A 26,347-nucleotide genomic window follows, 5' to 3' on the forward strand; every position below is an offset into this window, starting at 1 on the left:
GGAAACGAACAGGACAACGACAGACAGGAGTGACGCATGCCAGCCAGTTTCCACGACCACCTCAGCCGTCAGATCAATGAACTGCAAGAAGAAGGTCTCTACAAGCAGGAGCGCGAGATCACCTCGCCCCAGCGTGCCAGCCTCAGAGTCGCGAGCGGTGATGAACGCGAGGGGCAAGGGTCGGAGGTGATCAACTTCTGTGCCAACAACTATCTGGGCCTGGCCGATAGCCCCGAGCTGATCGCGGCCGCGCAGCAGGCGCTGGAGCGTGATGGCTTCGGCATGGCCTCCGTGCGTTTCATCTGCGGTACTCACCATCAACATCGCGTGTTGGAAAAGCGCCTCGCGGCCTTTCTCGGCATGGACGATGCCATCCTCTATTCCTCATGTTTCGACGCCAATGGTGGCCTGTTCGAGACACTCTTCGGCCCTGAAGACGCCATCATTTCCGATGCGCTCAATCACGCCTCCATCATCGATGGCGTGCGCCTGTGCAAGGCCAGCCGCTATCGCTATGCCAACAATGACATGCGCGAACTCGAGGCCCGCCTCAAGGAGGCGGACGCCGCTGGCGCACGCTTCAAGCTGATTGCCACCGACGGTGTCTTCTCGATGGATGGCGTGATCGCCAATCTCAAGGGCATCTGCGAGCTCGCCAGACGCTACGATGCGTTGGTGATGGTGGATGACTCCCACGCCACCGGCTTCGTAGGGGCCAACGGGCGTGGCAGCCACGAATACCATGACGTGATGGACCAGATCGACATCATCACCACCACCTTCGGCAAGGCACTGGGCGGGGCCTCGGGCGGCGTGACGGCCGCACGCGGGCCCATCGTCGAGTGGCTGCGCCAGCGCTCGCGCCCTTATCTATTCTCCAATTCGCTGGCGCCGCCCATCGTGGCGGCGACCCTCAAGGCGCTGGACAAGGTCGAGGACAGCGCCGAGGCGCGCCAGAAGCTTTGGGAGAACGTCGAACGCTTCCGTCGCGGCATGCAGGAGGCCGGCTTCACCCTCGCGGGTGCCGGTCACGCCATCATTCCGGTGATGATCGGCGATGCACGGCTGGCGGGCGACTTCGCCAATCGCCTGCTGGAGGCCGGTATCTACGTGATCGGCTTTTCCTATCCGGTGGTGCCCAAGGGACAGGCGCGCATTCGCACCCAGATCTCGGCGGCGCATACCCCGGAGCAGATCGAGACGGCCATTGCCGCCTTCACGCGCATCGGCCGCGAGATGGGCGTGATCGACTCCACGACGGGAGGTGATGCATGAAGGCGCTGGCCAAGCTCAAGGCCGAACCCGGCATCTGGATGACCGAGACGGCCGTGCCGGAAATCGGCCACAACGATGTGCTGATCAAGATCCGCAAGACCGCGATCTGCGGCACGGACATGCACATCTATCAATGGGATGAGTGGTCGCAGGCGACCGTGCCGGTGCCGATGGTCACCGGTCATGAGTATGCAGGGGAGATCGTCGCACTGGGCAGCGAGGTGCGCGGCTATGAGATCGGCGACCGTGTCTCGGGCGAAGGACACATCACCTGCGGCCATTGCCGCAACTGCCGCGCGGGGCGTCGTCATCTGTGCCGCAATACCGAGGGCGTGGGCGTCAACCGCCCCGGCGCCTTCGCCGAATACCTCGCCCTGCCCGCCTACAACCTCTTCAAGTTGCCGGATGAAATCAGCGATGACCTGGCAGCCATCTTCGATCCCTTCGGCAATGCCGTGCATACGGCACTGGCCTTTGATGTGGTCGGCGAGGACGTCTTGATCACCGGTGCCGGGCCCATCGGCATCATGGCGGCGGCGGTCATCCGCCATATCGGGGCTCGCCACGTGGTGATCACCGATGTGAATGACTATCGACTGGCACTCGCCGAGCGGATGGGCGCGACCCGCACCGTCAATGTCAGCCGCGAATCCCTGAAGGAGGTGATGGCAGAGCTCGACATGCATGAGGGCTTCGATGTGGTGCTGGAAATGTCCGGCGTGCCTTCCGCCGTCGAGCAGATGCTCGATGTCATCAATCATGGCGGCAAGATCGCCATGCTGGGCATTCCGCCCGGCGAGATGGCCATCGACTGGACCAAGGTCATCTTCAAGGGGCTGACCATCAAGGGCATCTATGGCCGCGAGATGTTCGAGACCTGGTACAAGATGGCCAGCCTGATCCAGTCAGGTCTGGATCTTTCGCCCATCATCACCCATCGCCTGAGCGTCGCAGACTTCCAGCAGGGCTTCGAGATCATGGGCTCCGGTCAGTCGGGCAAGGTAGTGCTCGACTGGGACTGAGGGCGTCTGTTCGTGTCAGTCTCCACGCAAGTCAGTCGTCGCCTCGCGCGGCAACAGTCCGAAGGTCTCGCCCATGCCGGGGGCGGCAAGGCGCTCAAGGAACCATTTGAGCGCCTTGCCCTGACGACCACTGCGCCACGCGAGCGAGAGATCGAGCGGCGCGCGCTGCGTCTCCAGCGAAAGCACGACCAGACTGCCCTCCTCCAACTGGCGATGGATTCGATGCCGCGGCAGATAGCCGACCCCCAGCCCCTTGCGCTGAACCTCGATCTTCTGCGCCGTGGTCTTGACAATGATCTGACTGCGGCCATCCAGCAAACCGGAAGAATGGCCGGGCAGGCTGCGCGAACTGTCCGCCACGATCACGGTGGGATACTCCTGCAGCGCCTCGATGGCAATCGGCTGCGTCAGCCGGGTCAGCGGATGATCTGACGCCACGACGAAGACAGGCTCTATTGCGCCGAACCGCCGGCACGCTAGCCCCGACACCGGTGGCTCGCCGGGCACGCCGATCACCAGATCACAGCGATTGTCATGCAGCGCATCCCAGGCACCCGCCATCACCTCCTCGCTCAACACCACCCGCGTGCGCGGCTGGATGGCCTGGAATTCCTCCAACAGCGGATAGAGCGCCTCCGGATCAAGAATGGTATCGACGCAGATACGCAGCTCGACCTCCCAGCCAGCTCCCGCCTGACGCGCCAGCGCCGTCATCTCCTCGGTGGCCAGCAGAATGCGCCGCCCATGCGCCAGCACCAGGTGGCCCGCATCAGTCAGCTCAGCCTTGCGACGCGAGCGATCGAACAGCGGCACGCCCAGCTCTTCCTCCAGCTTCTGGACCGAATAGGAAATCGCCGAGGGCACGCGATGCAGTGTCTCGGCGGCCGCGGCGAAACTGCCGCGTCGCTCGATGGCATCCAGCACGCGCAGGGCGTCGAGTGTGATGGGTGAGACCATGGTTCAAAAATTCTGATTATTTAGACCAGAATCCTCCGTTATTTTTTTGATAAGCCGCATTCTATAGTAGCTCCATCGATCAAACACACTGATCTGAAAAACCTCATATCCCCTGATCAATGGAGCCACACATGTTCAAGTCTGCCCTCTCTCGCCTGATGACCACCGATTCCAGCCTCGCAAGCCTGGTGCTGCGTGTCCCGACCGGCATCATCTTCATGGCCCACGGTTCACAGAAACTGTTCGGCGCCTTCGGCGGCTACGGTCTGGAAGGCACCGGTCAGTGGATGGCCTCCATCGGTATCGAACCCGGCTATCTGATGGCGCTGCTGTCCGGCAGCGGCGAGTTCTTCGGCGGACTGGCGATCCTGATCGGCCTGCTGACACGTCCGGCGGCTGCCGTGCTGGCCTTCACCATGCTGGTCGCCATCCTGACCGTGCATATCGGCAATGGCCTGTTCATGAGCAACAACGGCTACGAATACGGACTGGCACTGCTGACCATCGCGGCGAGCCTGGCGATCACCGGCGGCGGCAAGCTGTCCCTTGACCGGATACTGCAACCGGGCAGCAACGCTGTGCGCGAAGACTGAAGCCTGCTTCACTTACCGGCAGACACCACGACACTCTGAGGAGGTTGCCATGTTCACGTTACGAGCAGCGGCAGAACGCGGTCATGCTCGATTTGGCTGGCTGGAAAGCCGCCACAGCTTCTCCTTCGCCAGCTACTACGACCCGGCTCACATGGGCGTCTCCGTATTGCGCGTAATCAACGATGACCACGTGGCGCCGGGCGCGGGCTTCGATCCGCACTCGCACAGCGACATGGAAATCATCAGCTATGTGCTGTCAGGCAACATCGAGCATCGCGACAGCATGGGCTCACGGCACACCTTGGGGGCGGGCGAAGTCCAGCTGATGAGTGCCGGGACGGGCATTGAACACAGTGAGTACAACGCCTCGTCCCTCGAGCCGCTGCGCTTTCTGCAGATCTGGATCACGCCACAGGCCAAGGGGCTGCCGCCGCGCTATCAACAGCAGCCCTTCGTCGCCCGCGACGGTCTCACCCTGCTGATCGCACCACCGGCGCAAGCCGCGCCTGGGATGCTGACCATCAATCAGGATGCCCGGGTGTATCGCATCGGCCTGCAAGGGAATGACGAGCAGCGCGCAGCACTGGAACTGCCGCTGGATAGCGAGCGCCGCTACTATCTGCACGTCATCGACGGGTCGGCGACACTGAAGGGCAAGGGTCAGCAGAGCCTGCCACTGTCCGCGGGGGATGCCGTCACGCTGGATCATGAACCCGAGGCCACTCTCGATGAGGCGCGAGGTCTGCATGCGCTGCTGTTCGACCTGCCCGCTTGAGCCGGCCTTTGATGGCATCGGGCCATGATTGTCCTCTAGACCCACGACGCCTCCCCGCCCATATGACTGTCGGCGGGGAGGCGTCGTTATGGCATGTCCGCATGGGAGAACACCTGGCAGGGAACGTGGCTGGGCGACATCTGTCATAGGGAGTCATGATACGATCAAGCGCGAGGCTGGCCGTCATCGCCATCCTCGTGAGCTGACGGAGGAAACCCAATGAGCAAGGACACGACCATTACGTCCACTCCACCCGAGACACCCGGATTGCCGGCACCGGATGCACAGCCCCTCACGGCCCACGCCTCCGAGTACAGCGAGGAAGGTTTCTGGCACAAGGTCTCGTCGGTCGCCCGCAAGGCCGGCCAGACAGCACTCAATCCCGCCCTGCGCATGTATTTCGCGGCGCAGGATTCCGATACCCCTGTCTGGGCCAGAACCACCATCTACGGCGCGCTGGGCTACTTCATTTCCCCCATCGATGCCCTGCCGGACTTCACCCCCCTGCTGGGTTACACCGATGACATCACCTTGATGGCGGGCGCGGTAGCCATCGTGGCGGCCCATATCAAGCCGGAACATCGCGCACGCGCGGACAAGGTGCTCAAGCGCTGGTTCGACTGAGCTGACGCCTCTTGCGAGCCTTCACATAGACAAATGCAACATTATTCAACAAAAGTTGACAAAGGTTGAAAGGCGTTGTCTGGCCCGTGTTTAGCCTCATGACATGCGCATGTTACGGTTAGCGACAACTTCGCCACGCCCGAGAATTCGTCATATGCCCGTCACTCGAATGCCCAAGCCATTGATGAAACTCGCTGTCGCGGGCACCGCCCTCATGATGCTGGCCGGCTGCGCATCGCGCGCGCAGATCGATGTCCCGAAGGTCGCGCCAGTGGAAGCGCAGGCCTACCAGCACAAGGTGTTCTATTCCGACGTCTATTACAGCCAACCACAGGCCAACCTGTTTTCTGGCGCAGCCCAGCAGGCCATGCAACCACTGGGCAACATCAAGCTGTCGCGCATCTGTTCACCGGCGATGACCCACTTCGATCAATTGCTGCGTGAGCAATTGCCCGCGTCTTCGCGCATCACCCATGATGCGCGTGCCAGCGACTACCGCCTGCGGGTGGAAATCCAGGCCCATGAGAATCGTGGCCCTGTCTATCTTGATTACCTGATCGCCCAGAACCTGACCAAGAATCTGCTGACCTTCGGCGTCGCCAACGAGGATTTCGATATCATTGCCGATTTCGATGTCCAGTATCGTCTCTACGACAAGAACGAGCAGTTGCTTTACAGCAAGGATTACGCCGTTCAGGACTCCGTGCCTCACCAGGCAGGCAACTTCGACTTCGGCGATCGCATCTTCCTGCCGGCCCAGAACATGATGAAGAAGTACCTGCTGTTGACGATGAATGACTTCTTCGTCAACGCCAGCCGCCCGAGCCCAGAACTTGCCGTCGTGCTCAGCGATAGCTGACAGCGAGCCAGATCAAGCACGCACTGGCAACACTCGACTTCCTATATGTCACATCACGACAACGCCTCGCCAGCCATGCTGACGAGGCGTTGTCGTAAGTGACTATTAGTCTAACTTCGATAGCTTTTCTGCATAGGTCTTCACTGACAAAACTAAAAAACTCATCAACAGATTCAATGACTTGATGACCAGGAAATTTTGTTGAGCCACTGGTAATACCAGATGACCTCAAGTAGCAGAAACAAATGGACTCTCTTACCTTGAGCTAGCGTCAGGTGCGACATGACAACGCACCCATCCAGCAACAAAGACTTCCAAACGATGTTCGCCACGCAACATAGGGAGAGTGCTGCACATGAATCAGTCGCTATTGGCACTATTGGCCTTTGTGCCATTGCTGCTCGCCGGGGTGCTGTTGATCGGCTTTCGCATGGCCGCCCGCCTCGCCATGCCCATCGTCTTCGTGGTCACTGCATTGATCGCACTGCTGGCCTGGGACATGACCTTCACTCGTGTACTGGCCTCGTCCCTGCAGGGGCTGATACTGACGGTCGCGATCCTGTGGATCATCTTCGGCGCCCTGCTGCTGCTCAACACCCTCAAACATTCCGGCGGCATTGCCGCAATACGCAACGGCTTCTCCGGCATCAGCCCGGACCGCCGCGTACAGGCCATCATCGTGGCCTGGCTGTTCGGCTGCTTCATCGAGGGGGCCTCCGGCTTCGGCACTCCCGCCGCCGTCGCCGCTCCCTTGATGGTGGCGCTGGGCTTCCCGGCCCTGGCGGCGGTCGTGGTGGGCATGATGGTGCAATCGACACCGGTCTCCTTCGGCGCCGTCGGCACGCCCATTGTGGTCGGGGTTTCCGGTGGCCTCGACAAGGCCGGTATCAGCGAGACACTGGCCGCGAATGGCTCGAGTTGGGATGCCTACTTCCAGCTGGTGACGTCTGAAGTCGCCATCACTCACGGCATCATCGGCATCTGCATGCCGTTGATCATGGTTGCGGTGATGGTGCGGTTCTTCGGTGCCAATCGCTCCTGGCGTGAAGGATTGGAAGTCGCCCCCTTCGCGCTGTTTGCCGGCGTCTGCTTCGTGGTGCCTTACGTACTGGCCGGCATATTGCTGGGGCCGGAGTTCCCGTCGATGATCGGCGCCATGGTGGGGCTCGCCATCGTGGTACCGGCGGCGCGCAAGGGCTTCCTGCTGCCCAGCCGGACCTGGGACTTCCCGAACGCTGACAGCTGGCCCGCGGAGTGGATCGGCAAGCTGGACATGACACTTGTGCCCGTCGAGGGCCGCAAGCCGCTCTCGGTCGGCATGGGGTGGCTGCCGTACGTGCTGCTCGCGGTGCTGCTGGTGATGTCGCGCGTCATCGCACCGATAAAGGAAGCACTGACCTCTTGGAGCTTCGGCTGGAGCGGCATTCTCGGGGAGGGTGACATCTCCGGCAGTCTGCAGCCCCTGTACCTGCCCGGCGGTATTCTAGTGGTGGTGGTACTGCTGACCATCGTGCTGCACCGCATGCGCATGCGCGATGTCAGTGCTGCCGTCAGCGAATCCAGCCGCACCATCCTCGGCGCAGGCTTCGTGCTGCTGTTCACGATTCCGATGGTGCGCATCCTGATCAATTCCGGCGTCAACGAGGCGGATCTGGTGTCGATGCCGGTGGCGATGGCGCAGTTCATCGCCGATGGCGTGGGCGATATCTACCCGCTGTTCGCGCCGAGTGTCGGTGCCCTCGGGGCCTTCATCGCAGGCTCCAACACCGTCTCCAATCTGATGCTGGCCGATTTCCAGTTCAACGTCGCCCAGGCCCTGGGCATCTCCAGCGCCATGATGGTCGCCCTCCAGGCGGTCGGCGCGGCTGCCGGCAACATGATCGCCATCCACAACGTGGTCGCCGCCTCGGCAACCGTCGGCCTCCTGGGTCGCGAAGGCGTCACGCTGCGCAAGACGATCCTGCCGACGCTCTACTACGTGATCTTCGCTGGCCTCATCGGCATGATTGCCTTCCACGGCCTGGGGGTGATCGACGGCTTGATGGGCTGACAGCACACCGCGTATTACTCTGGCAGACGACAGCAGGCCCGCATTGTGTGCAGGCCTGCTGTCGTGTGGAGATCATCAACGAGATATTGAATGTGTTTACTCCAGAGGGCTGTTTATCAACAGGGTGCGGCGTAATAAATTGCCCAACATCACCGAAACGCCAACCCTCATACCGCAAGTTTCTGGAGCAGACACCCCATGACCCACTCTGTATTGCACCCTACCCGATTACAACAGGCCCGCGAGCTCGAATTGCCTTCCCGCGAGGCCATGCTGCGGCGCGCGCCCTCCGTCCAGCAATTCTGGGACGATCACCGTCAGCTGCTGAGTGACGCCTGGCGTGAATGGGAAGCCGTCGAGCAAGACGACCTCGCCATCCTCGACAGTACCTTGATCGACGAGGCGCTGCGCACTGCCGTCAAGCAGGCGTGGGAGAATCCCGAGCGCGAGACGGACGTCAAGGCGCTGATGACCGAAGTCGCCACTGACGTCTATCAGTTCCAGCTCTTCGATCCCGAACGCATCGCTGACCTGCGCAACCTGCTGGAGCAGGCATGGGACGCCGGCATTCCACTACGCCCGCCGTATGGCATCGTGCTCAATCGACGCGGCGCGATGCTCGACCAACGCTCACAGGGCTACTTGGCGGCACCGAATTTCCAGGCGTTCTACCAGCAGCTGCTCGACACCTACATGCGCCCGATCTCCCGCATGCTGTTCCCGGAGATCATGGGCTACGATGGCCAGACCTTCGGCTTCTCGATCCACTATCAGCCCACCACGGACGCCTCGATTCGACCGCATACCGATGCCTCATCCGTGACGCTCAACATCAACATGAACCTGCCGGACGAGCCCTTCGAGGGCTCTGAACTGGACGTTCTCGATGCCGCCAGCGGTGATGCGGTGCGCTTCTCGTTCACGCCCGGCTCGGCCATGCTGCATCGCGGTAACGTGCCGCATGCCCCGCAGCCGATCACCAGCGGACAGCGCTCCAACCTCGTGCTGTGGCTGTATGGTGAACGAGGCCAGATACCGCCGCAGAGCGCCCAGCGTCGGGCGATACCTGCCGAGGATCGCTGGGTCGCCTCGAGCGCTGAACAGGATGATTACGCTCCGTTCTGATGGATATCGCTATCGAACAAAAACGACAAAGGGGGCCTTTGATAGGCCCCCTTTGTCGTTGTCATGTGATCGAAACGCCGCTCGATCACCCGCTCATGACCATCGGATCATGGCCTCGCCTGGCATGACGGGAAAGCCGAGCAGATCACGAAGGAACGCGGCATCCGGCGAGAGCGTCAGCCAGCTCACGGCGGCGATATTGAGCAGTACCACACACCAGAACACGAACTGGTAGCTTGTCTTGCGCGTCTTGTGGCGCAGACTCTGCTGGGCGATCAACGCGCCCGGCCAGCCACACGCAAGCTCCATGAAGTGCAGGGTATCCTCGCGGACTCTCTGTTCACTCTCAGCAGCGGCCAATTTATCTACCCGATACGCCATGTACGCCACCAGGCTCATGCCCAGATACGCTACAGGCAATATCCATGGCAGACGCTCCTGCCACCATCCTGCACCGAGCACCACCGCAACGGCCAACGCCACCAACCATGCAAGCCCCACCCCGGTTGAAGTGCTGGAAGCTCCGGCCCCATGGGTGCGAAAGCAAATGGCACGTGGACGATTGTTGTCATCCATGCCCAACTGATAATGCACCTGCGCGCTGGCCTTGGGTCGCCCACGCCCCTTATATGCACTGATGTGGGCAAAGACATCCTTGCCACCCGACGCCGGGGTAATGAAGCCGAAGCCCTTGGCATCGTTCCAACGCGTCAATCGTCCTTGAAGGTTCATCGTCTCTTCTCTTCCTGGTCTGGCCCCTTAGCCGATGAAGGTACCGGAGGTATTGCCGCCCCCCTTGCCGCCGGCGCCACCTTCACCGTGGTCGTCATCATCTCCATCATGTCGGCCATCCTTATGCTCTCGCTCGACGTCGCGCTGCCCCTGGGAAACTCCCTGATCCTGAGAGCGAGCGCCGCCTTGTTCATGATCACGGATATCGCCAGCGGGAGACGCCTGCGCATTGGCATACACCGCCAGCGCATCATCGGAATTGCGCGCCTCGACCTGAGCCTGCTCTCGATAGCCCTGGGTTTCCAGCAGGCTCGCGTACCACTGGTTGCCCTTGAGGCTGATGGTCAGATTCAGGCCCAGAAACAGCACATTGGAGATGAGCTGCCCTTCCATGGTCGCCGGAATGAAGACCGAGCTGAGCACGATGAAGCCGAACAGGCTGCCCGCCAGCAACCACATGCGCTTGTAGAGCGCCCAGAACATGCCGAAGAAGAACGCCGGCCAGGACCAGCCGATCTTGACGGCGAGCGTGCCGTGCTGGGGATGCGTCAGAATGCGAAATGAAGCCATCGAGGAGATCCTAGTCTATGGCGCCGGGCCAGCCGTGAGCCGCCAGGGGCGCGGAACAAATGACATACATCGTCCACTATACCGCTGCCCACTTGTCAGGACCATGAACCTCGCTGGCGCTATCTCACTGATTCTCCTCAATCTTGTCAGCCGCGCGAGTCATCGAGCTCAGTCATTCAAGCTCAGTCATTCACAGCGGGCCATTCGCGCCTGACGACACAGCTCACAGCGTCTGGATGACCAGAGGCGCCTCTCCCGCCGGGTAGGCACAGCACATCAGCACCTGCCCCGAAGCCACGCCAGCCTGTGGCGGCTCGGGATACTGCACCTGCCCCTCGACGAGTCGCAGTGCACAGCTACCACAGCGCCCGGAACGACAACTGGACATGGCATTCACGCCTGACTGCTCGGCTAGCTCCAGCAGGCTGCCCTGTTCGGGCGTCCACTGACGTGTGATGTCCGCATCGCTATCCGGCGGCTGGCCGGGTGCCCCGCGCGGCGTGAAGGTGACTTGGGCATGTTCCGGCAAGCTCGCCTGGAAGTCTGCCGATAGTGCAACCGCAGTTGCCTCGCCCTCCTCCAGTGAGCCGAGGCCGAAGAATTCGTGATGCAATTGCTCTCGCGGCAATCCCAGTGTCATCAGGGCGGCGTATTGCGCGCGCATGAAGCCTTCCGAGCCACACAGGTAGACATGGCTCACGGCAAGCTCTGGCAGGCTTGCCGCCAGACTCGCCAGCTCCAGCCTGCCGACCGATTGATGGTGTCCGGCTGCGAGGTCCGCCTCGGTCGGGCGTGACAGGGCGATATGTAACCGCAACCACGCATGCACACGCGACCAGCGCTTGAGCGTGTCGAGAAATGCCAGCTCTTGCCCATCCCGCGCGGCATGCAGGAAGAGCACCTCGCCGAGCGGAGGGTCGCCCGCCTCTGCCTTGTGTATCAGCTCTTCCAGCATGGCGATCATCGGCGTGATGCCGACTCCGGATGACAACAGCACGATAGGTGCGGTCGCGTCCTGCAGGATGAAATCCCCTGTCGGGGGTAGTGCTTCCAGTTCATCTCCCACCGCGATTTCATCATGCAGCAGTCGTGAGGCGAGCCCCTTGGGATCGCGGCGTACCGAGATGCGGTAGGCACTCTGCCCCTCCTGCCAGGCCCGGGAGAGACTGTAACTGCGCATCACCGCTATCTCGCCGATGGACAAGGGCTTGCGTGGCGTGGAGGCCAGACGCAGCGTCAGAAACTGGCCGGCCTGATAGGCAGGTGTCGGTGTCGCGGCGGACTCCTGCTCCGCCTGCGACAACGGTGCCAGATAGAAGGAGGTGATCGACTCGCTTTCGCGCACCTTGTCGATGACGCGCAGTCGGCGCAGGCGGGCGGGCGCCTCGTCAGCGGCCGGCCAGTCACCGGTCTGCTCAAGCGACGGTGAGAGTTCGATCAGACGTCCCTGGGCGGGCAAGACATGCTCGACGTGCAATATCTGCTCCGGCACCACATCCACGATGCGCTCGGCCCCTTCGACCAGTGCTGCTCGCTGGGGATTCCAGTCGACCCGGGCATGTCCCTTGAGCAACAACACCTCGCCCGTGATGAAGTCAGGAATCAACAGGCTGACCCGCGCATCCAGCTCGATATTGCCCAGGGTGTTGAAGAAGCGATTGCCAGCAAAGTCCGGAAACGACAGGCTGCCATCGGCATTCAAATGCACAAAGCCGGGTCTGCCGCCACGATGCGAGACATCCACTCCGTTGGGCGCAGAATCGTCAAGCTCACCTGCGCGAGTGGCGATGAAGAAGGTGTCCGCCCGGGCCAGCAAGGCCCGCGCCGCTGCATCGTGGCATGTCGTCTCATCATTGAGTGACACCTCGCGACTGACCAGCGATTTCGTCTGTCCACCCGCCCAGTCGATCTCACGTTGCTGGATATATTGCGGACAGTTGCCAAAACTCTGGTCGACCCCGATCCGCAGCCCATCCGGCACCCTGCCCGCCACCGCTTGCGGGGCAAGCAGGGTGCCATTCATTCGATTGCGTCGACGACTGGCAAGATCCAGCCCCAGCACGCCGATTCTAGTGCCGGGAGTGAAGTCCAGTCCCAGCAAGTTCTCCAATGCGGGACGCACCTTTACCTGCAGCTCAGCGGACGTGGCGTCACACAGCTGCCCGGGCGGCGCGTAGCTCACCACGGCCCATGGCCAGCCATCGCCGTCAGGCACCCCCATGAACAGCACCGGCAGGCTTTCGAAGAAGGCGACGTGCTGCTCGGGCATCCGCTCGCGGACGTAGGGCGCGACCTGCTCGAGATAGCGCTCTGGTACCCCTGCACGTGCCTGCACACGCTGCTCACCTGCATGAAAGACCTGCCGATGCTCACTCATGGTCAATCCCTCGCGAAGATGTGGAGACTCAGGCCAGTACAGGACTCGTGGCCATGCCGACGAAACCCGGCTCGCCTTCGATACGCGCAAGCCAGCCACGGATATTGGGATAACCTCCCAGGCCGACACCTCCCTCAGGGGCATGGGCGATATAGCTGTAACCCGCGATATCGGCCAGGCTGAGGCGCTCTCCCACCAGGTAATGACGCTGATCCAGATGGGACTCCATCACGGCGAACAGGGCATGTGCACGAGCGATGGCCTGTTCGTGGTCGAAGGGAGCACCGAACACGGTCACCAGACGTGCGGTGCAAGGCCCGGCAGCGATCTCACCCGCCGCCACCGAGAGCCAGCGTTGCACTTCAGCCACGGCCAGTGCCTCAGTGGGCATGAAGCGCTGCTCGCCGTCATAGCGCCGGGTCAGATAGACGAGGATGGCATTCGAATCGCTGAGGAAGACCCCATTGTCCTCGATGGCCGGCACCTGCCCGAACGGGCTGATCTTGAGAAACTCGGGGGCCTTGTGCGCGCCGTTGGCCATGTCGAGATCCACCGTCTCATAGGGAATCTCCAGCAGTGCCAGCAGCAGCTCGACGCGGTGGCAGTGGCCGGACTTGGGATTGCGGAACAGGCGAATGGGAGATGCTTCAGCAGGAAATAGCGAGTTCATGGGTCACCTTCGTGGGCAGTGGAAAGACACGGTCTGAATCGTCTCATGCAGTCGAAACACCACGACCTATCAGACCTCCCCACGGTAATCCAATCACCACAAGGCTAGAATCCTCGAACAATACAATTCATCATTCCATGAAATGATAGTAATCGATGCCAACGAGGCGCGAAGAATGGATAGACTGCAGACACTGGAGGTCTTCGTGGCCGTGGCCGATGCGGGAGGCTTCGCGGCCGGCAGCCGCGCACTGGGGATGAGTGCCCCCTCGGTGACCCGCGGCATCAATGCCCTGGAAGCTCGCCTGGGGACGCGACTGTTCACGCGTAGCACGCGACGCGTGCGTCTGACCGAGATCGGGCAGCGCTATCTGGAGGATGCACGCAGAATCCTGGCGGAACTCCAGGCGGCCGAGGACAGTGTCAGCGGCGCCGCGACTCGCCCGACTGGCGTATTGCGTATCACCTGTCCCACCGAATTCGGTCGCCTGCACGTGATGCCGTTGCTGATGGAGTATCTCGAGCGCTATCCCGAGATGCGAGCCGAGGTGGTGATGGTGGACCGCGTGGTCAACATGATCGAGGAGGGTTTCGATATCGCCGTGCGGATCGGCTCACTGCCCTCCTCGGGACTCTCGGCATTGCGCGTCGGCAGCGTGCGACGCGTGGTATGTGGCTCACCGGCGCATTTCGCCCGCGAAGGCATACCGAATTCGCTGGAGGCCCTGGCCGCCCAGCGCATCATTGCCTCCAGCAATCTGGGCGCTGGCAAGGAATGGCGCTTCGGTCGTGAGGGCGAGTATGCGATACGCATCAGCCCGAGGCTGACGATGAGCAGTATCGCCGCCTGCATCGAGGCGGCCCGCAGTGGCTGGGGCATTACCCGCGTGCTCTCGTATCAGGTCGGCGAGGATCTCGTCGCCGGTCGTCTGCAGGCGGTACTGGAGGAACTCGAACCGCCTGCCCTGCCGATTCATCTGCTGCATAGCGAGGGACGCGGCGCAGTGGCCAAGGTACGTACCTTTCTGGATTTCGCCGCCGAGCGCCTGCGCGCCAATCCCGTACTGAATCCCTCACCGTCAGCGCGATTGACCGACTGAGCCTGCCTATGGCGGGTTGAAGGCCGCCATGTCCTCACGCAGCAAACCAAGCAGCCGATTGGCACCGACGCTCAGTTGCCGACCCAGTCGGCTGATCAGTTGCACATGGGGTGTGACGAACTGAGCTTCCTGCAACGGAATGCGGCACAGCCGTCCAGCATCGACCTCCTCAGCCACCACGAAATCCGGCAGCAGGGTCACGCCGCCCTGCAGCGCGAACTGCTTGAGCATCGCCAGCGCGTTGCAGGTGAGCGTCGGGCTCAGCATCACCCCGGCCTGATACTCCGCCTGGGCGACAATCTGACGGATGCCGAACGACACCTCCGGCAGCGCCAGGGCATGGCCCTCGAGCGCCGCCAGCGTCAGTGGCTTGCGTGGATCCTGGGTCTGACGTGCCAGAGGGTGCTCGGGATTGACCACCGCACACACCGGCTGCGGCCGCGAGGCATGCGTGCGGATCTTGGGATCGCGTGTCGGATGGAACACAAGTCCGAGATGCGCCTCGTCCTCGACGACCTGACGGATCACTTCATTGGTCCCGCACAGATTCACCTTGAGCTCGATGCCCGGATGGCGGGCGGAGAAACGGCTCAAGGGCCCTGCCAGCCCCTCGATGAACCCCTCACCGATCGCCAGCACCAGCGAGCCGCTCTGCAGTCCCTTCAATGACTGCAATGACTCCAGCAACACCTCCTGCTGGGCCAGACGCTCACGGTAATACTCCAGCACTCGCTCGCCGGCCTCGGTGGGCTTGACCCCGCGGCGATGACGCTCCAGCAGCGGCATGCCCAGCTCATGCTCCAGCTGGGAAATCTGACGACTGACCGCCGACGGCGCCACATTCAGGAAATCCGCCGCCGCACGCACACTGCCAAGCCTTGCAGCCTCATGAAAGTGACGGATACGCCGCTCCTGCACCAGACTCATCACGCCTCCAGCATTGCCTTGAAGGCAACATTATAGTGAATTCGGGATTATTGCTGGAACACAGAAGCGCTGTCCATACTCGAGTCACCGGGTAGTACTCCCCCTTTCACCACGACAGGCACACCACAATGACAACAACCGTCGGTGTCATCGGCCTGGGCAACATGGGTGGCGGCATGGCCGCCACACTTGCTCGCCATGACTTCCCCGTCTTCGGGTTCGATCTCTCACAGGCTGCGCGTGACAAGGCCGCTGCGGCAGGCGTCACACCGGTCAGTTCACTGGCAGAGCTGCTGGACAGGATCGACGTCGTAATCCTCTCGCTGCCCAAGGCAGAGCAGGTAGAGCAGCTATGTCTGGGCAAGGAAGGCGCACAGGAAGAGGATCAAGACGCCACTCGTCTCCTTACGCTGGGCAAGCCCGGCCTGATCGTGATCGACACCACTACCTCGACTCCCGAGACCAGTCGCAGGGTGGCGGCGGCGCTGGCGACTCGTGGTATCGACTTCATCGATGCCCCGGTGTCCGGCGGCCCCAAGGGCGCGGCGAGTGGCAGCATGTCGATGGTGATCGGCGCCGAGGAGGAAGTGCTGGCCCGCGCCATGCCGGTACTGGAAGCCATGAGCGGCAGCCGCGTACACGTTGGCAGCTGTGGTGCGGGCAACGTCGCCAAGATCGCCAACAACATGCTCGCGGCCTGTCATCTGATCAGCACGGCGGAGGCCGTCAGCATGGCCGCCAAGGCAGGCGTATCGCCGGAGAAATTGCTGGAAGGCGTGAATGCGGGCTCGGGACGCAGCGGCGCGAGTCAGGTCATGTTCCCCAGCTGGGTGATCAACCAGGCCTATGATTCCGGCTTCACCATGGGCCTGATGCGCAAGGATGTCGGGCTGGCCAGTGATCTGACGGCAGAACTGGGGCTGGCGCTTCCGCTCTCCAGTACCGTCGCGCAGCTCTGGGATGAGAGCCGCGCGACGCTGGATGACAGCGAAGACTTCTGCGCCATTGTGCAACGCACTGACCCGACCCTCTTTGGCCACGGAGAATAAGCCATGCTGACCCAGAACATGACCCCGACCTCCCCGATCGCTAAGCGCATCGCCGAGCTGATGCAGAATTTTCAGAACGGCAGCCAGCCTCATGACGACAACTTTGTCATCAGCAGCCTGATCGGTGGTGAGTTCATCACCGGCACGGGTGAGCCCATCGAGGTGCGCAACGCCCAGGATGACAGCCTGATGCTGTCCTTCCCGGATGCCGATGCGTCTCAGGTCGCGCTCGCCAACGCCGCCACGCGCCAGGCACAACCGCAGTGGGCCGCCATGACCGCCCAGGCACGTGGGCGCGTCATCTATCAGGTAGGGACCTTGATTCGCGAACAGGCCGAGGCGCTGGCCGAACTCGAGGCGCTGAGCGCCAACAAGCCGATTCGCGATGCGCGTGTCGAGGTGGCCAAGGTCGCCGAGATGTTCGAGTACTACGCGGGCTGGGCAGATAAGCTGCACGGCGAGGTGATTCCGGTCCCGACCTCGCACCTCAACTACGTCACCTACGAGCCGCTGGGCACCGTGCTGCAGATCACGCCATGGAATGCCCCCATCTTCACCGCCGGCTGGCAGGTAGCCCCGGCCATCACCGCCGGCAATGCGGTGATCCTCAAGCCCTCGGAGCTGACGGCGCTGTCCTCGCTGGCCCTCGGTGTGTTGATCGAGCGCGCCGGCGTGCCACGCGGACTGGTCAACATCATCGCAGGCTACGGCCATACCATTGGCCAGGCCTTCATCGCCGAGGGCGACATCCGCAAGGTGGTGTTCGTCGGCTCGCCCGCGACTGGCCGCCACATCGCCACCGCCGCGGCGCAGCGCTGCATTCCCAGCGTGCTGGAGCTGGGCGGCAAGTCGGCCAACATCGTCTTCGAGGATGCCGATCTCGAGGTGGCACTACGTGGTGCCCAGGCGGCCATCTTCTCCGGCGCTGGTCAAAGCTGCGTGTCGGGTTCGCGCCTGCTGGTACAGGCCTCGATCTTCGAGAAGTTCACCACTGCACTGGCCGAGGCCGCCACGCAATTCACCCTCGGTGATCCTCAGGACCCGGCGACCCAGATCGGCCCGATCAACAACGCCAAGCAATACCAACATGTGACGTCGATGCTTGCCGGCGCCATCGAGGACGGCGCGCGTCTCGCCGATGGCTCAGCAGACCCCATCCCGGACACCGGCGGCTATCATGTCGCGCCGACGGTACTGCTGGGCGACAACGCCATGGCCTGCGCACAGGAAGAGATCTTCGGCCCGGTCGTGGTGGCCATACCGTTCGAGGAGGAAGCCGACGCCATCCGCATCGCCAACGACAGTCGCTTCGGACTGGCCGGCGCCGTCTGGACGCGCGACGTCGGCCGCGCCCACCGCGTGGCACGCCAGGTACGTGCCGGCACCTTCTGGGTCAATGGCTACAAGACCATTCACGTCAGCTCGCCCTTCGGCGGCTACGGCGAGAGTGGCTATGGCCGCTCCTCAGGGCTGGATGCGCTGCGTGAATACAGCGAAGTGAAGAGCGTGTGGGTCGAGACGGCTGCCGAGCCCGCCGCCAGCTTCGGCTATGGGGCGAGTCTAGAGTAGCAAGATAGCGTCGTGTTGCCTGTCAGCTGGGCAGCACTCAAGACACGCAGTGGTTGACGGGATGCATGGCCTTGAAAAGTCCTGCATCCTTGCTCCCTCCCCGCATGACACCGCAAGGCGCCGTGGATTTCCCACCACGGTGCCTTGCGGCGTTTGACGGCTTGCGCCAGCATCGACTTCTGATTTCCGACTTCCGAGTTCTGAGTCCCGGCATCGCGGCCAGTGGCAAGCAGTACTCCCGTGGCAAGCAGTACTCTCGTGACAAGCAGTACTCCCGAGACAAGGCATTCGTCCATCGCCCCGACGACTCAAGGATACGTGAATGCGCGTCAAGACCGACTTCCCCCATCGCGTCCGCGAGATCGAGCACACGCTGATTCCGCTCTCGGACGGCACCCGGCTGGCCGCCAGAATCTGGCTGCCGCAAGATGCGGATCGCACGCGTGCCGAGATCGTCTGGCACTACCATGCCGGACGTGGTCAGCACGGGCGTGACAGTGCGCTTGGCGAGACCACCCCGGGCCAGTTCGACGTCCGTGTCGAGAGCCACTACCGCATGCGCTGCGACGCCGAGAACTTCTATCTCGAAGCCGAGCAGATCGCCTGGCAAGACGACGAGGAGGTCCACCGACGTGGCTGGCAGCGTACAGTGCCGAGATCATCGGTCTGAGACGCCCGCTCAAGCGCCTGGCGCATACCTGTCCTGCGAGCGTTGCTGCCAGGACGCCAGCTCCGCCGCCAGATAGGGCATGAAGCGCTGCCCCTGACGCGAGACGGGATGAAAGCGCGAGGTGACCAGCGCGATGTCAAGGGTGATGCTCGGTGTGAAAGGCACGATGCGTATATGGCAATCGTGGCGCGCCAGCATCGCCTCCGCCGTCACCGGATCGATCAGCGCGATCCCCAGCCCTTCATTGACGAGCATCGCGACCGAGGGAAACAGATGGGTCTCGATGCTCGCCTGCAGTGTCATGCCGACCTGCTGGAAGGCCCGCGCGAGTTTCAGCGTGCTCTGATGATGCTGGTCCAGCGTGATGATGGTTTCCCCGGCCAGGTCCGCAGGGCCCAGTGACGTCTTCTCGGCGAGAGGGTTGTCTTCTGGAACTGCAAGCGCCATGCACAGCCGGTACTCCTCGAGTATCAGCTCATCGATGGCGGCGTCCGACTCGATCACGCCGAGATCGAACTGGCCCTCAGCGACCCACTCGGCGATCTTGCGCGAACTGAAGGTCTGCAACGACAAACGACTGTCGGGAAAATCGACAAGATAGCGCGCCATCACTCGAGGCATCACCGTGGGAGACAGCCCCGGCATCGACGCCACGGTGAGCTTTCCGGCATGGCCGTCACGCAGTCCATCGGTCAACTCATCAAGGTGGCCCACCGAGGCCAGCACCTTATCGACCCCTTCGGCCAGATGGACGGCCTCCGGCGTCAACTGGGTACCGTAGTGGTTGCGGCGAAAGAGCAGAAAGCCGACTTCACTTTCCAGATTGGTGATCGCCGTGCTCACCGCGGGCTGGGTGATGGCCAGGCGACGCGCTGCCTGGGAAAGACTGCCCGTACGTACCACCTCCTGAAAGATCTGCAATTGACGCAGGTTGTGCCTGAGTTTCATGACGGCTGGGCTCTCATCTGATGGCAGGGCTCTTGTGGCAGAGCTCTCGCGGCGAGGCCTCATGCCCGGATTCTCGAGACTAGCCTTTCTCGGGCAGACTCTAAATTGTTCTTATGACTTAATAGATCGCCTTTAGTTGTGCTTATACCCTCTGTGGGAGGAAGCTGACCAGACCCTCATAACCAACAACAAAGGGCCACACAATGCATATGATCGACCTCATGGGGCTATTGCTGTATTTCGCGATACTGCTCTACATCGGCTACCGCAGCGCCAAGAAGACCTCCAGCAGTGCCGACTTCGCCGTCGCTGGCAACAAGATCATCTGGCCGGTGCTGTTCGCCACGCTCGCTGCCTCCTTCCTCGGCGGGGGGGCCTCGATGGGTCGCGCCGGCAAGGCCTTCGATGAAGGCTACGCCTTCATGTTCGCGGCCTCTGCCTTCCCCATCGCCACCATCATTGCAGGTCTCTACATCGCACCGCGCCTCAAGCGCTATGCGGGTGCCCAGACGGTTGGGGACATCATGGCGCACCACTATGGCCGCAGTGCTCGCCTGCTGACCGGCGTCTTCTCGCTGATCTTCTGCGTCGGCATCCTCGGGGCTCAGGCGCTGGCCATCGGCACCGTCTTCAATGCCATCTTGGGCATCGACATCAGCACCGGCATCCTGATCGGCATGGCAGTGGTGCTGGTGTACTCCACGGCCGGTGGCATGTGGGCCGTGATCCAGACGGATGTGGTGCAGTTCGTGATGCTCGCCGTCTTCCTGCCCATCACCATGATCGTCGGGCTCGACAAGATCGGTGGCCCCGATGCCTTGATCGCCGCGCTACCCAGCGAGCACTTCAGCCTCATGGGCGATTACACGCCGCTGATGTTCATCAGTATCTTCATCGCCTTCCTGCTCGGCGAGACCCTCGTCCCGCCCTACACCCAGCGCGCCCTGTCGGCACCGGATTCCCGTCATGCCAAGATCGGCTACTCGCTGGCCGGTGGCTTCGGTCTGCTGTTCTATGCCGTCAGCTCCACCATCGGCCTGATCGCGCTGGTGCTCTATCCGCAGATCTCGCCGGATCAAGCCATGCCGGAACTGATTCGCGACGCCCTGCCGCTGGGCCTGACCGGCCTGGTGCTCGCCTCACTGCTGGCCGTGGTGATGTCGACGGCGGATTCCTACCTGAACTCGGCAGCGGTCATCTTCGTGACCGACATCTACAAGCCCTTCCTCAACCCCGCCATGTCCGGCAAGCAGCAGCTGTGGATCGAGCGCGGCGTCAACCTCGCCATCGGCATCGGCGCCATCGTCTTCGCGCTCTACGCCACCTCGATCATCGATGCACTGCTGCTGAGCTACGCGCTGTGGGCACCGACCATCCTGCTGCCGTTCATCTTCGCGGTGCTGTTCAAGATCCGCTGCAAGCGTGCCGGCATCGCCGCGATGCTCGCCGGGGCACTGGCCACCAGCATCTGGAAGTGGAGCAGCCTGGAGCTCGAGGCATTAAGCGGCATCACGCCGCTGATCGCCGGCGTCATCGCCAATATCGTGGTCTTCACCCTTGTCTATCAGTTCTTGAACGCGGCGCCGGATCACAACGGCAAGAATGCCCCGACCCAGCCCACCCACTCCTGAGGACCTGACCATGTTCGGATTGACCCTGTATGTGATCTGCCTGCTGAGCATCCTCACTGCCGTGGGCATCGCCATCGCCTCCTGGAAGTTCTACCGCGACAACTGAGCCACCGGCAGGGTCTGCAACGCTCGGCCCAAGGTCACCCAAGGCCCCGTCGTGCCCTTGTCATGGCCCTGCCACCGTCTTCATCACGCCGAGCATGCCGGGTAACCCGCCCGGCACGCTCGGTCAAGAGAGTCCACGCGATGACCCCGCAATCCCCTGCCGCCGAAGCGGCGAGTCACGCCAGCATTGCCGTCATTGGCGCCGGCATCATTGGCCTCGCGACCTGCCGCGCCTTGCAGGCACGTGGCTATCACGTTCATTTGTATGACCCGAAGCCCGTCGGCGAAGGCACTTCCTTCGGCAACGCGGGTCTGATCGCCAACTACGCCACCTCGCCGATGGCCAACGGCGATACCCTGCGCCAACTGCCGGGCCAGCTGCTGAGCAGGCAGCCCTCCCTTGGCATCGCCCTGCGCCACACCCCTGCCCTAGCGGACTTCGGCTGGCGCTTCCTCAAGGCGGCAACGCCCACCAATTTCCAGCGCCACAAGTCAGATCTGATCGCCCTGCTGGCCAATGCCGTCGAGCGACAGCATGCCCTGATCGATGATCTTCAGGCCCACACATCCGCACCACTTTTCCAGCAGCACGGCTGCCTACAGATCCAACGCGACACCGCCATCACCCCGGCAGCGCTGGAGACGATGGCCCGAGCGAAGCGACATGACGGGGTCGAATGTCAGGCACTGAGCGCAAACCAGCTGCGAGATCTGGAACCGTCGCTCAACTCGAAGGGACTGGCAGGCGGCCTCTACTATCCTGACACCCGCCACCTCACCAGCCCACTGTCACTCAGTCGCCAACTCTACGCACAGCTGAAAGAAGGCGGCCTGGAGTGGACGGCGCAGCAGGTTGACACCCTCACGCCGCTTTCCAGTGGTGGTTGGCGCATCAACACCGCCGCCACCTCGCAGGAGGCCTCGCATGTGGTGATCTGCGCCGGCATCGCGAGCAATACGCTGCTGACGGGGCTCGGCAAGCGACTGCCGGTGGTCAGCGAGCGCGGCTATCACATCGAACTCGCCACCTCACTGCCACTCTCACGCCCGGTGGGTTGGCTGGCGCATCACTTCTACGCCTCGCCCATGGCCGAAGGGATACGCCTGGCGGGCACCACCGAATTCTGCGCGCCCTCGCGTCCCGCATCGTCACAACGCTGGCAAGCCCTGAAGCAATGGGGCGAGACACTCTTCGGTCAGCCGCTGGACGTCGCCAGCCACTGGATGGGCGTGCGCCACTCCACCCCTGATGGCCTGCCGGTAGTGGGCGAAATGCCCGGCTGCCCCGGCCTGCTACTCGCCTACGGGCACGGCCACCTGGGCCTGACACTCTCGGACGAGACGGGCGATCTGGTGGCACGCACAGTGGCGCACGAGCCCCTGCCGGAATACGCGCGCAGCCTGTCGCCCGCCAGGTTCTGCCAATGATCCCGCTGCCCTGAGCAAGCAGGACGACACCCTTGCCCCTGAAGACGAAAGCCCCTGAAGACGAAAGCCCCTGACAGGCGAACCTGTCAGGGGCTTCTTGCGTCAGAGCTTCTGCTTACAGAAGGTGAAGAGAAAATTTCCCTTCCTCAATACACGAAAGCGAACAGGAAATTGAAGATCAGCGCAGCCCCGAAGCCCAACGGCGCTGCCTTGAACAGCAGCTTGGGCAACAGGTCATTGCGACGCTCTTCACTGGGGCATGAACCCAGAATCAGGCTACCGCCGGAAGAGAATGGCGAGATAGCGGTGGACTGAGCACCGATGACAATGGCGACAAACAGGATCATCGGGTCAATTCCCAGCTGGGTGGCCAACGCCGGCACGACAGGGAACAGCGCAGGCGTCACCACTCCCAAAGTGCTGGCGAAAAGCGACATGATCGCTGAGATCACTCCAAATACGATCGGCACCGCGTAGACCGGGATATTGCCGCTCACCCAGGAAGCCAGAAGATCGATCGTGCCGACCTTGATGGCAATCGAGATCAGCATGCCGACGCCACAGATCATGATGATGGTGCCCCACGGCAGCGAGGCGATCGCCTTGCGCTCATCTCCCAGCTTCATCAGCAGCGCGATCACCGAGAACACGCTGGCGATCAGGCCGATGTTGATACGGTCATTCACGTAGGCCACCAACGCATTATCCGGCAGGATCATCGCGGCGATCGGCGGTGCCAATACAGTGACCATCAACAGCAACGTCAGACGCAATGTCAGTCGCTGCTCACGATTCATCGGTGAGGGCTGGGCGGCATCGGAAATCTGTACACCGCCCTGACTCCCTCGCAGCGAGAACAGCACCAGCAGTCCCAGCACCACGATGGGCACGACCATGGTCGCCAGGAAGATGCCGAAACTGTAATGGAAGGCATCACCGGACGAGATACCGGCACCGGTCATCAAACCTTGAAAGATGATGCCACTCTGACTGGAAACGAAGTTGGCCCCCGCCAACGCGCCGTAGTTGACCGCCATGGCACCGACGATCAGCGACAGGCGAGTCTTGTCACACAACAGCAGTGTGATGGGCGCCATGAAGGCCAGTACCGTGTAGTAGCCTGCACCCAACGCCGAGATGATCACCGACGAAAAGAAGATGGCAAACGGCAACAAGGCTGGCACATTGCGACAGCGGTACAGCAGATGTTCCGCCAGCTTCTCAAGCGTGCCGTTGACGATGGCGAAGTTATAGAACAGACAGACCGAGAAGATGATGAAGAAGATCTTCAGCGGCCATAGGCCGATCACCTCGTTGGGCGACATTCCAAGCCAGAAGCAGCCAATCAGATAGGAGAAGGCAATGGCGAACAGACCGATATTCAGGCGCAAGCGATAGCCCAGGACGATCGAGACCACGATGGCCAGTATGACGACAAGACTCGACATGGCGAACACTCTTGTTATGTGGGGACAGGGCAGATGTGGCAGGACAATGAAGTTACAGCTGCAGCAAACGACGCGGGTTGTGGATCATTACCTGTTCGATCAGCTCCGGGCTCAGCAACAGCTCGCGTATGCGCCGGGTCTGGGCTGCATGATCGGCCACGTGTTCGAAACGGGTGTGCGGCCAGTCGCTGCCCCAGATCAGCCGCTGGTCATTGCCCATGGCCTGGCGCAACACGGCGAGCGAACGTCGTGACTGCTCAAGCGTTGCGTCCGAGCGATACGGTGCGGAGACCTTGACCCACAGCTGCGGAGAGCTCAGCAGTGTCAGAAAACGCTGATGCTCAGGAAGTGTCGGGACCAGCTCGCCCTCCTTCGGCAGGCCGAAGTGGTCGATCACCAGTGTCACGCCGGTCTCGATCAAGCTCGGCAGAAAGTCGGCGAGATCGGCCACGCTGCGCTGGATTTCTACATGCCATCGGCGGCGCGCCAGCTCACGATAGAGCGACAGCCATTCCTCCCCTAGATAGTCCGCCGGTGTCGCACCGATCAGATTGAGGCGAATGCCGACCACGCCCTCCGCTTCCATGCGATCCAGCTCCGCCATGGAGATGGCACTGTCGACCACTACTACGCCCTTGAGGCGCTCAGGAGATGCGGCAAGCGCCTGCAGCAGGAAACGATTGTCGGTGCCCAGAAAGCTTGGCTGGACTAGCAAGCCATGTGACAGCCCCTGCGAATCCAGCTGCGCCAGATATGCGTCGACCGTGGCATCATACTCAGGGCAATAGCGACGACCTTCCACCATGGGGAGGTCATGAAGAAAGACGTGGGCGTGGCAATCAACGCCACGACAGGAAGTCAGGAAATCTACAGTCATCAGGGTCACTCACTATCGGTGTGTATGTCAGGAAGCCCGAATATCAGGCCATACCGCCCGAAATTCATGCAAACATATATATGTATTTCGAGTGACAGGTTAGCGTAAAACTTACGCTGATAGCAGAGACCCATGACCAAAGGAGTAATGCATGCCGCAAGCACGGTCAGTTCGGAGGATCACTGGAACGGACAGCCGACTACCGCTTTACCAGCGCCTTCGCGATGAATTCCTTCTGCAGATCGCCGAGGGGCATTGGGTGCCGGGCACCCCCATCCCGACCGAAGCCGAGATGACGCGAGAGTATGAAGTCGCGATCGGCACGGTTCGCAAGGCCATCGAGACACTGGTGCAGGACGGTATCCTGGAGCGCCAGCAAGGACGCGGTACCTTCGTTCGCCGCCCGGAATTCACGCATTCGTTGTCGCGCTTCTTCCGTCAGGTCGACTCACAGGGCATTACCCGGATTCCGGAGAGCGATATCCTGTCATTGGAGAGCGAGCCTGCCAGCCAGCATGTCAGGCAGGCACTGAACCTTGGAGCCAGAGCAGGAGTCATCCACTTGGAGCGTCTACGCCGCCTGGAGGGAAAACCGCTGTTCCATGAGCGAATCTGGCTCCCTCAGAAGCGCTTTGCCGCACTGCTCGAGACCCCGAAGGATGCACTGGGTGACCTGCTCTACCCGACCTACGAAACACTATGTGGGCAGCTGGTCGCCCATGCGCGGGAAACACTCTCCATCGGCGTGGCAGACGCGTCTACCTCTGAGTTGCTAGGTGTAACTCTCGAGACACCAGTCGTGGTGATCGACCGCATCGCCAGTGGCTTTGATGGCACTCCGTTGGAGCTGAGGCGCTCCTACGGTATCGCCAGCGAGTTCCGATATCAGATCGAGATCGCCTGAGGTAATTGAAAGGAAACAGCAAGATGTGACGTTGCAGGTTCAGTCTGCAAGTTGTCATGTCAG

Annotated in this window: 24 protein-coding genes; 15 read left to right on the forward strand and 9 right to left on the reverse strand. The window is 62.0% G+C overall.

Features of this window, described 5'->3' with window-relative positions; all coding sequences use genetic code 11:
- The first annotated feature begins 36 nt into the window (after window positions 1-36).
- Window positions 37-1,275 (forward strand): glycine C-acetyltransferase, encoded by a 1,239-nt coding sequence (locus AC5WNJ_RS09660; RefSeq protein ID WP_175090379.1) that lies wholly within the window; start codon window positions 37-39, stop codon window positions 1,273-1,275.
- A complete protein-coding gene (gene tdh / locus AC5WNJ_RS09665; protein ID WP_175090380.1) occupies window positions 1,272-2,297 on the forward strand; it encodes an L-threonine 3-dehydrogenase in 1,026 nt (341 codons plus the stop codon). Before AC5WNJ_RS09660 ends, tdh begins: the two co-directional genes overlap by 4 nt.
- Before the next feature lie 15 nt (window positions 2,298-2,312).
- Here the strand turns inward: tdh and AC5WNJ_RS09670 are convergent, their stop codons facing one another.
- A complete protein-coding gene (locus AC5WNJ_RS09670; protein WP_175090381.1) occupies window positions 2,313-3,254 on the reverse strand; it encodes a LysR substrate-binding domain-containing protein in 942 nt (313 codons plus the stop codon).
- Between the two features lie 131 nt (window positions 3,255-3,385).
- On the opposite strand from AC5WNJ_RS09670, the gene AC5WNJ_RS09675 reads away from it, so the two are divergent.
- From AC5WNJ_RS09675 to AC5WNJ_RS09700, 6 genes are all read left to right on the forward strand, one after another.
- Window positions 3,386-3,847 carry a DoxX family protein gene (locus AC5WNJ_RS09675; protein WP_175090382.1) on the forward strand — a complete coding sequence of 154 codons (462 nt, stop codon included), beginning with the start codon at window positions 3,386-3,388 and terminating at the stop codon, window positions 3,845-3,847.
- A 49-nt stretch (window positions 3,848-3,896) separates the two neighbouring features.
- Entirely contained in the window at window positions 3,897-4,622 is a 726-nt protein-coding gene (locus AC5WNJ_RS09680; protein WP_175090383.1) for a pirin family protein, read from the forward strand.
- Between the two features lie 219 nt (window positions 4,623-4,841).
- Window positions 4,842-5,246: a YkvA family protein gene (locus AC5WNJ_RS09685; protein WP_175090384.1), complete on the forward strand. Its 405-nt coding sequence runs from the start codon at window positions 4,842-4,844 to the stop codon at window positions 5,244-5,246.
- Between the two features lie 154 nt (window positions 5,247-5,400).
- On the forward strand, window positions 5,401-6,105 hold the full coding sequence (locus AC5WNJ_RS09690; protein WP_175090385.1) for a hypothetical protein: 705 nt from the start codon (window positions 5,401-5,403) through the stop codon (window positions 6,103-6,105).
- 355 nt (window positions 6,106-6,460) lie between these two features.
- Window positions 6,461-8,155 carry an L-lactate permease gene (locus AC5WNJ_RS09695; protein ID WP_175090386.1) on the forward strand — a complete coding sequence of 565 codons (1,695 nt, stop codon included), beginning with the start codon at window positions 6,461-6,463 and terminating at the stop codon, window positions 8,153-8,155.
- A 198-nt stretch (window positions 8,156-8,353) separates the two neighbouring features.
- Window positions 8,354-9,280 (forward strand): 2OG-Fe(II) oxygenase family protein, encoded by a 927-nt coding sequence (locus AC5WNJ_RS09700; RefSeq protein ID WP_217485933.1) that lies wholly within the window; start codon window positions 8,354-8,356, stop codon window positions 9,278-9,280.
- 93 nt (window positions 9,281-9,373) lie between these two features.
- Here AC5WNJ_RS09700 and AC5WNJ_RS09705 read toward each other — a convergent pair whose 3' ends face one another.
- The 4 genes from AC5WNJ_RS09705 to AC5WNJ_RS09720 form a co-directional block, all read right to left on the reverse strand.
- Window positions 9,374-10,012: a DUF1294 domain-containing protein gene (locus tag AC5WNJ_RS09705; protein WP_175090387.1), complete on the reverse strand. Its 639-nt coding sequence runs from the start codon at window positions 10,010-10,012 to the stop codon at window positions 9,374-9,376.
- A gap of 27 nt (window positions 10,013-10,039) precedes the next feature.
- Window positions 10,040-10,582, reverse strand: coding sequence for a DUF2628 domain-containing protein (locus AC5WNJ_RS09710; RefSeq protein WP_175090388.1), 543 nt, complete (start codon window positions 10,580-10,582; stop codon window positions 10,040-10,042).
- A 223-nt stretch (window positions 10,583-10,805) separates the two neighbouring features.
- Entirely contained in the window at window positions 10,806-12,959 is a 2,154-nt protein-coding gene (locus AC5WNJ_RS09715; protein WP_175090389.1) for a 2Fe-2S iron-sulfur cluster-binding protein, read from the reverse strand.
- Window positions 12,960-12,987: 28 nt separating this feature from the next.
- Window positions 12,988-13,629 carry a glutathione S-transferase family protein gene (locus tag AC5WNJ_RS09720; protein WP_175090390.1) on the reverse strand — a complete coding sequence of 214 codons (642 nt, stop codon included), beginning with the start codon at window positions 13,627-13,629 and terminating at the stop codon, window positions 12,988-12,990.
- A gap of 175 nt (window positions 13,630-13,804) precedes the next feature.
- On the opposite strand from AC5WNJ_RS09720, the gene AC5WNJ_RS09725 reads away from it, so the two are divergent.
- Window positions 13,805-14,728 carry a LysR family transcriptional regulator gene (locus tag AC5WNJ_RS09725; RefSeq protein ID WP_175090391.1) on the forward strand — a complete coding sequence of 308 codons (924 nt, stop codon included), beginning with the start codon at window positions 13,805-13,807 and terminating at the stop codon, window positions 14,726-14,728.
- A 6-nt stretch (window positions 14,729-14,734) separates the two neighbouring features.
- Here the strand turns inward: AC5WNJ_RS09725 and AC5WNJ_RS09730 are convergent, their stop codons facing one another.
- Entirely contained in the window at window positions 14,735-15,655 is a 921-nt protein-coding gene (locus AC5WNJ_RS09730) for a LysR family transcriptional regulator (RefSeq protein WP_175090392.1), read from the reverse strand.
- A 128-nt stretch (window positions 15,656-15,783) separates the two neighbouring features.
- On the opposite strand from AC5WNJ_RS09730, the gene AC5WNJ_RS09735 reads away from it, so the two are divergent.
- The 3 genes from AC5WNJ_RS09735 to AC5WNJ_RS09745 all read left to right on the forward strand — a co-directional run bounded on the left by AC5WNJ_RS09735 (window position 15,784) and on the right by AC5WNJ_RS09745 (window position 18,943).
- Complete coding sequence (locus AC5WNJ_RS09735) at window positions 15,784-16,704, forward strand: NAD(P)-dependent oxidoreductase (RefSeq protein WP_175090393.1); 921 nt, start codon at window positions 15,784-15,786, stop codon at window positions 16,702-16,704.
- Window positions 16,705-16,707: 3 nt separating this feature from the next.
- Window positions 16,708-18,273 carry an aldehyde dehydrogenase family protein gene (locus AC5WNJ_RS09740; RefSeq protein WP_254627176.1) on the forward strand — a complete coding sequence of 522 codons (1,566 nt, stop codon included), beginning with the start codon at window positions 16,708-16,710 and terminating at the stop codon, window positions 18,271-18,273.
- A gap of 322 nt (window positions 18,274-18,595) precedes the next feature.
- Entirely contained in the window at window positions 18,596-18,943 is a 348-nt protein-coding gene (locus AC5WNJ_RS09745; protein ID WP_217485934.1) for a hypothetical protein, read from the forward strand.
- 9 nt (window positions 18,944-18,952) lie between these two features.
- Here the strand turns inward: AC5WNJ_RS09745 and AC5WNJ_RS09750 are convergent, their stop codons facing one another.
- Window positions 18,953-19,891: a LysR family transcriptional regulator gene (locus AC5WNJ_RS09750; RefSeq protein ID WP_175090395.1), complete on the reverse strand. Its 939-nt coding sequence runs from the start codon at window positions 19,889-19,891 to the stop codon at window positions 18,953-18,955.
- 203 nt (window positions 19,892-20,094) lie between these two features.
- On the opposite strand from AC5WNJ_RS09750, the gene AC5WNJ_RS09755 reads away from it, so the two are divergent.
- Window positions 20,095-21,522, forward strand: a complete 1,428-nt coding sequence (locus AC5WNJ_RS09755) for a sodium:solute symporter family protein (protein ID WP_175090396.1) — start codon at window positions 20,095-20,097, stop codon at window positions 21,520-21,522.
- 246 nt (window positions 21,523-21,768) lie between these two features.
- Window positions 21,769-23,055 carry an NAD(P)/FAD-dependent oxidoreductase gene (locus AC5WNJ_RS09760; RefSeq protein ID WP_175090397.1) on the forward strand — a complete coding sequence of 429 codons (1,287 nt, stop codon included), beginning with the start codon at window positions 21,769-21,771 and terminating at the stop codon, window positions 23,053-23,055.
- A gap of 146 nt (window positions 23,056-23,201) precedes the next feature.
- Here AC5WNJ_RS09760 and AC5WNJ_RS09765 read toward each other — a convergent pair whose 3' ends face one another.
- Both AC5WNJ_RS09765 and AC5WNJ_RS09770 read right to left on the reverse strand, forming a co-directional pair.
- Complete coding sequence (locus AC5WNJ_RS09765; protein WP_175090398.1) at window positions 23,202-24,503, reverse strand: SLC13 family permease; 1,302 nt, start codon at window positions 24,501-24,503, stop codon at window positions 23,202-23,204.
- Window positions 24,504-24,555: 52 nt separating this feature from the next.
- Window positions 24,556-25,380, reverse strand: coding sequence for an amidohydrolase family protein (locus AC5WNJ_RS09770; RefSeq protein WP_175090399.1), 825 nt, complete (start codon window positions 25,378-25,380; stop codon window positions 24,556-24,558).
- A 151-nt stretch (window positions 25,381-25,531) separates the two neighbouring features.
- Between AC5WNJ_RS09770 and AC5WNJ_RS09775 the strand changes: the two genes are divergently transcribed.
- Window positions 25,532-26,284 (forward strand): GntR family transcriptional regulator, encoded by a 753-nt coding sequence (locus tag AC5WNJ_RS09775; RefSeq protein ID WP_175090400.1) that lies wholly within the window; start codon window positions 25,532-25,534, stop codon window positions 26,282-26,284.
- Window positions 26,285-26,347 lie beyond the last annotated feature (63 nt).

This window comes from Cobetia sp. PDI-23MA (assembly GCF_059507735.1).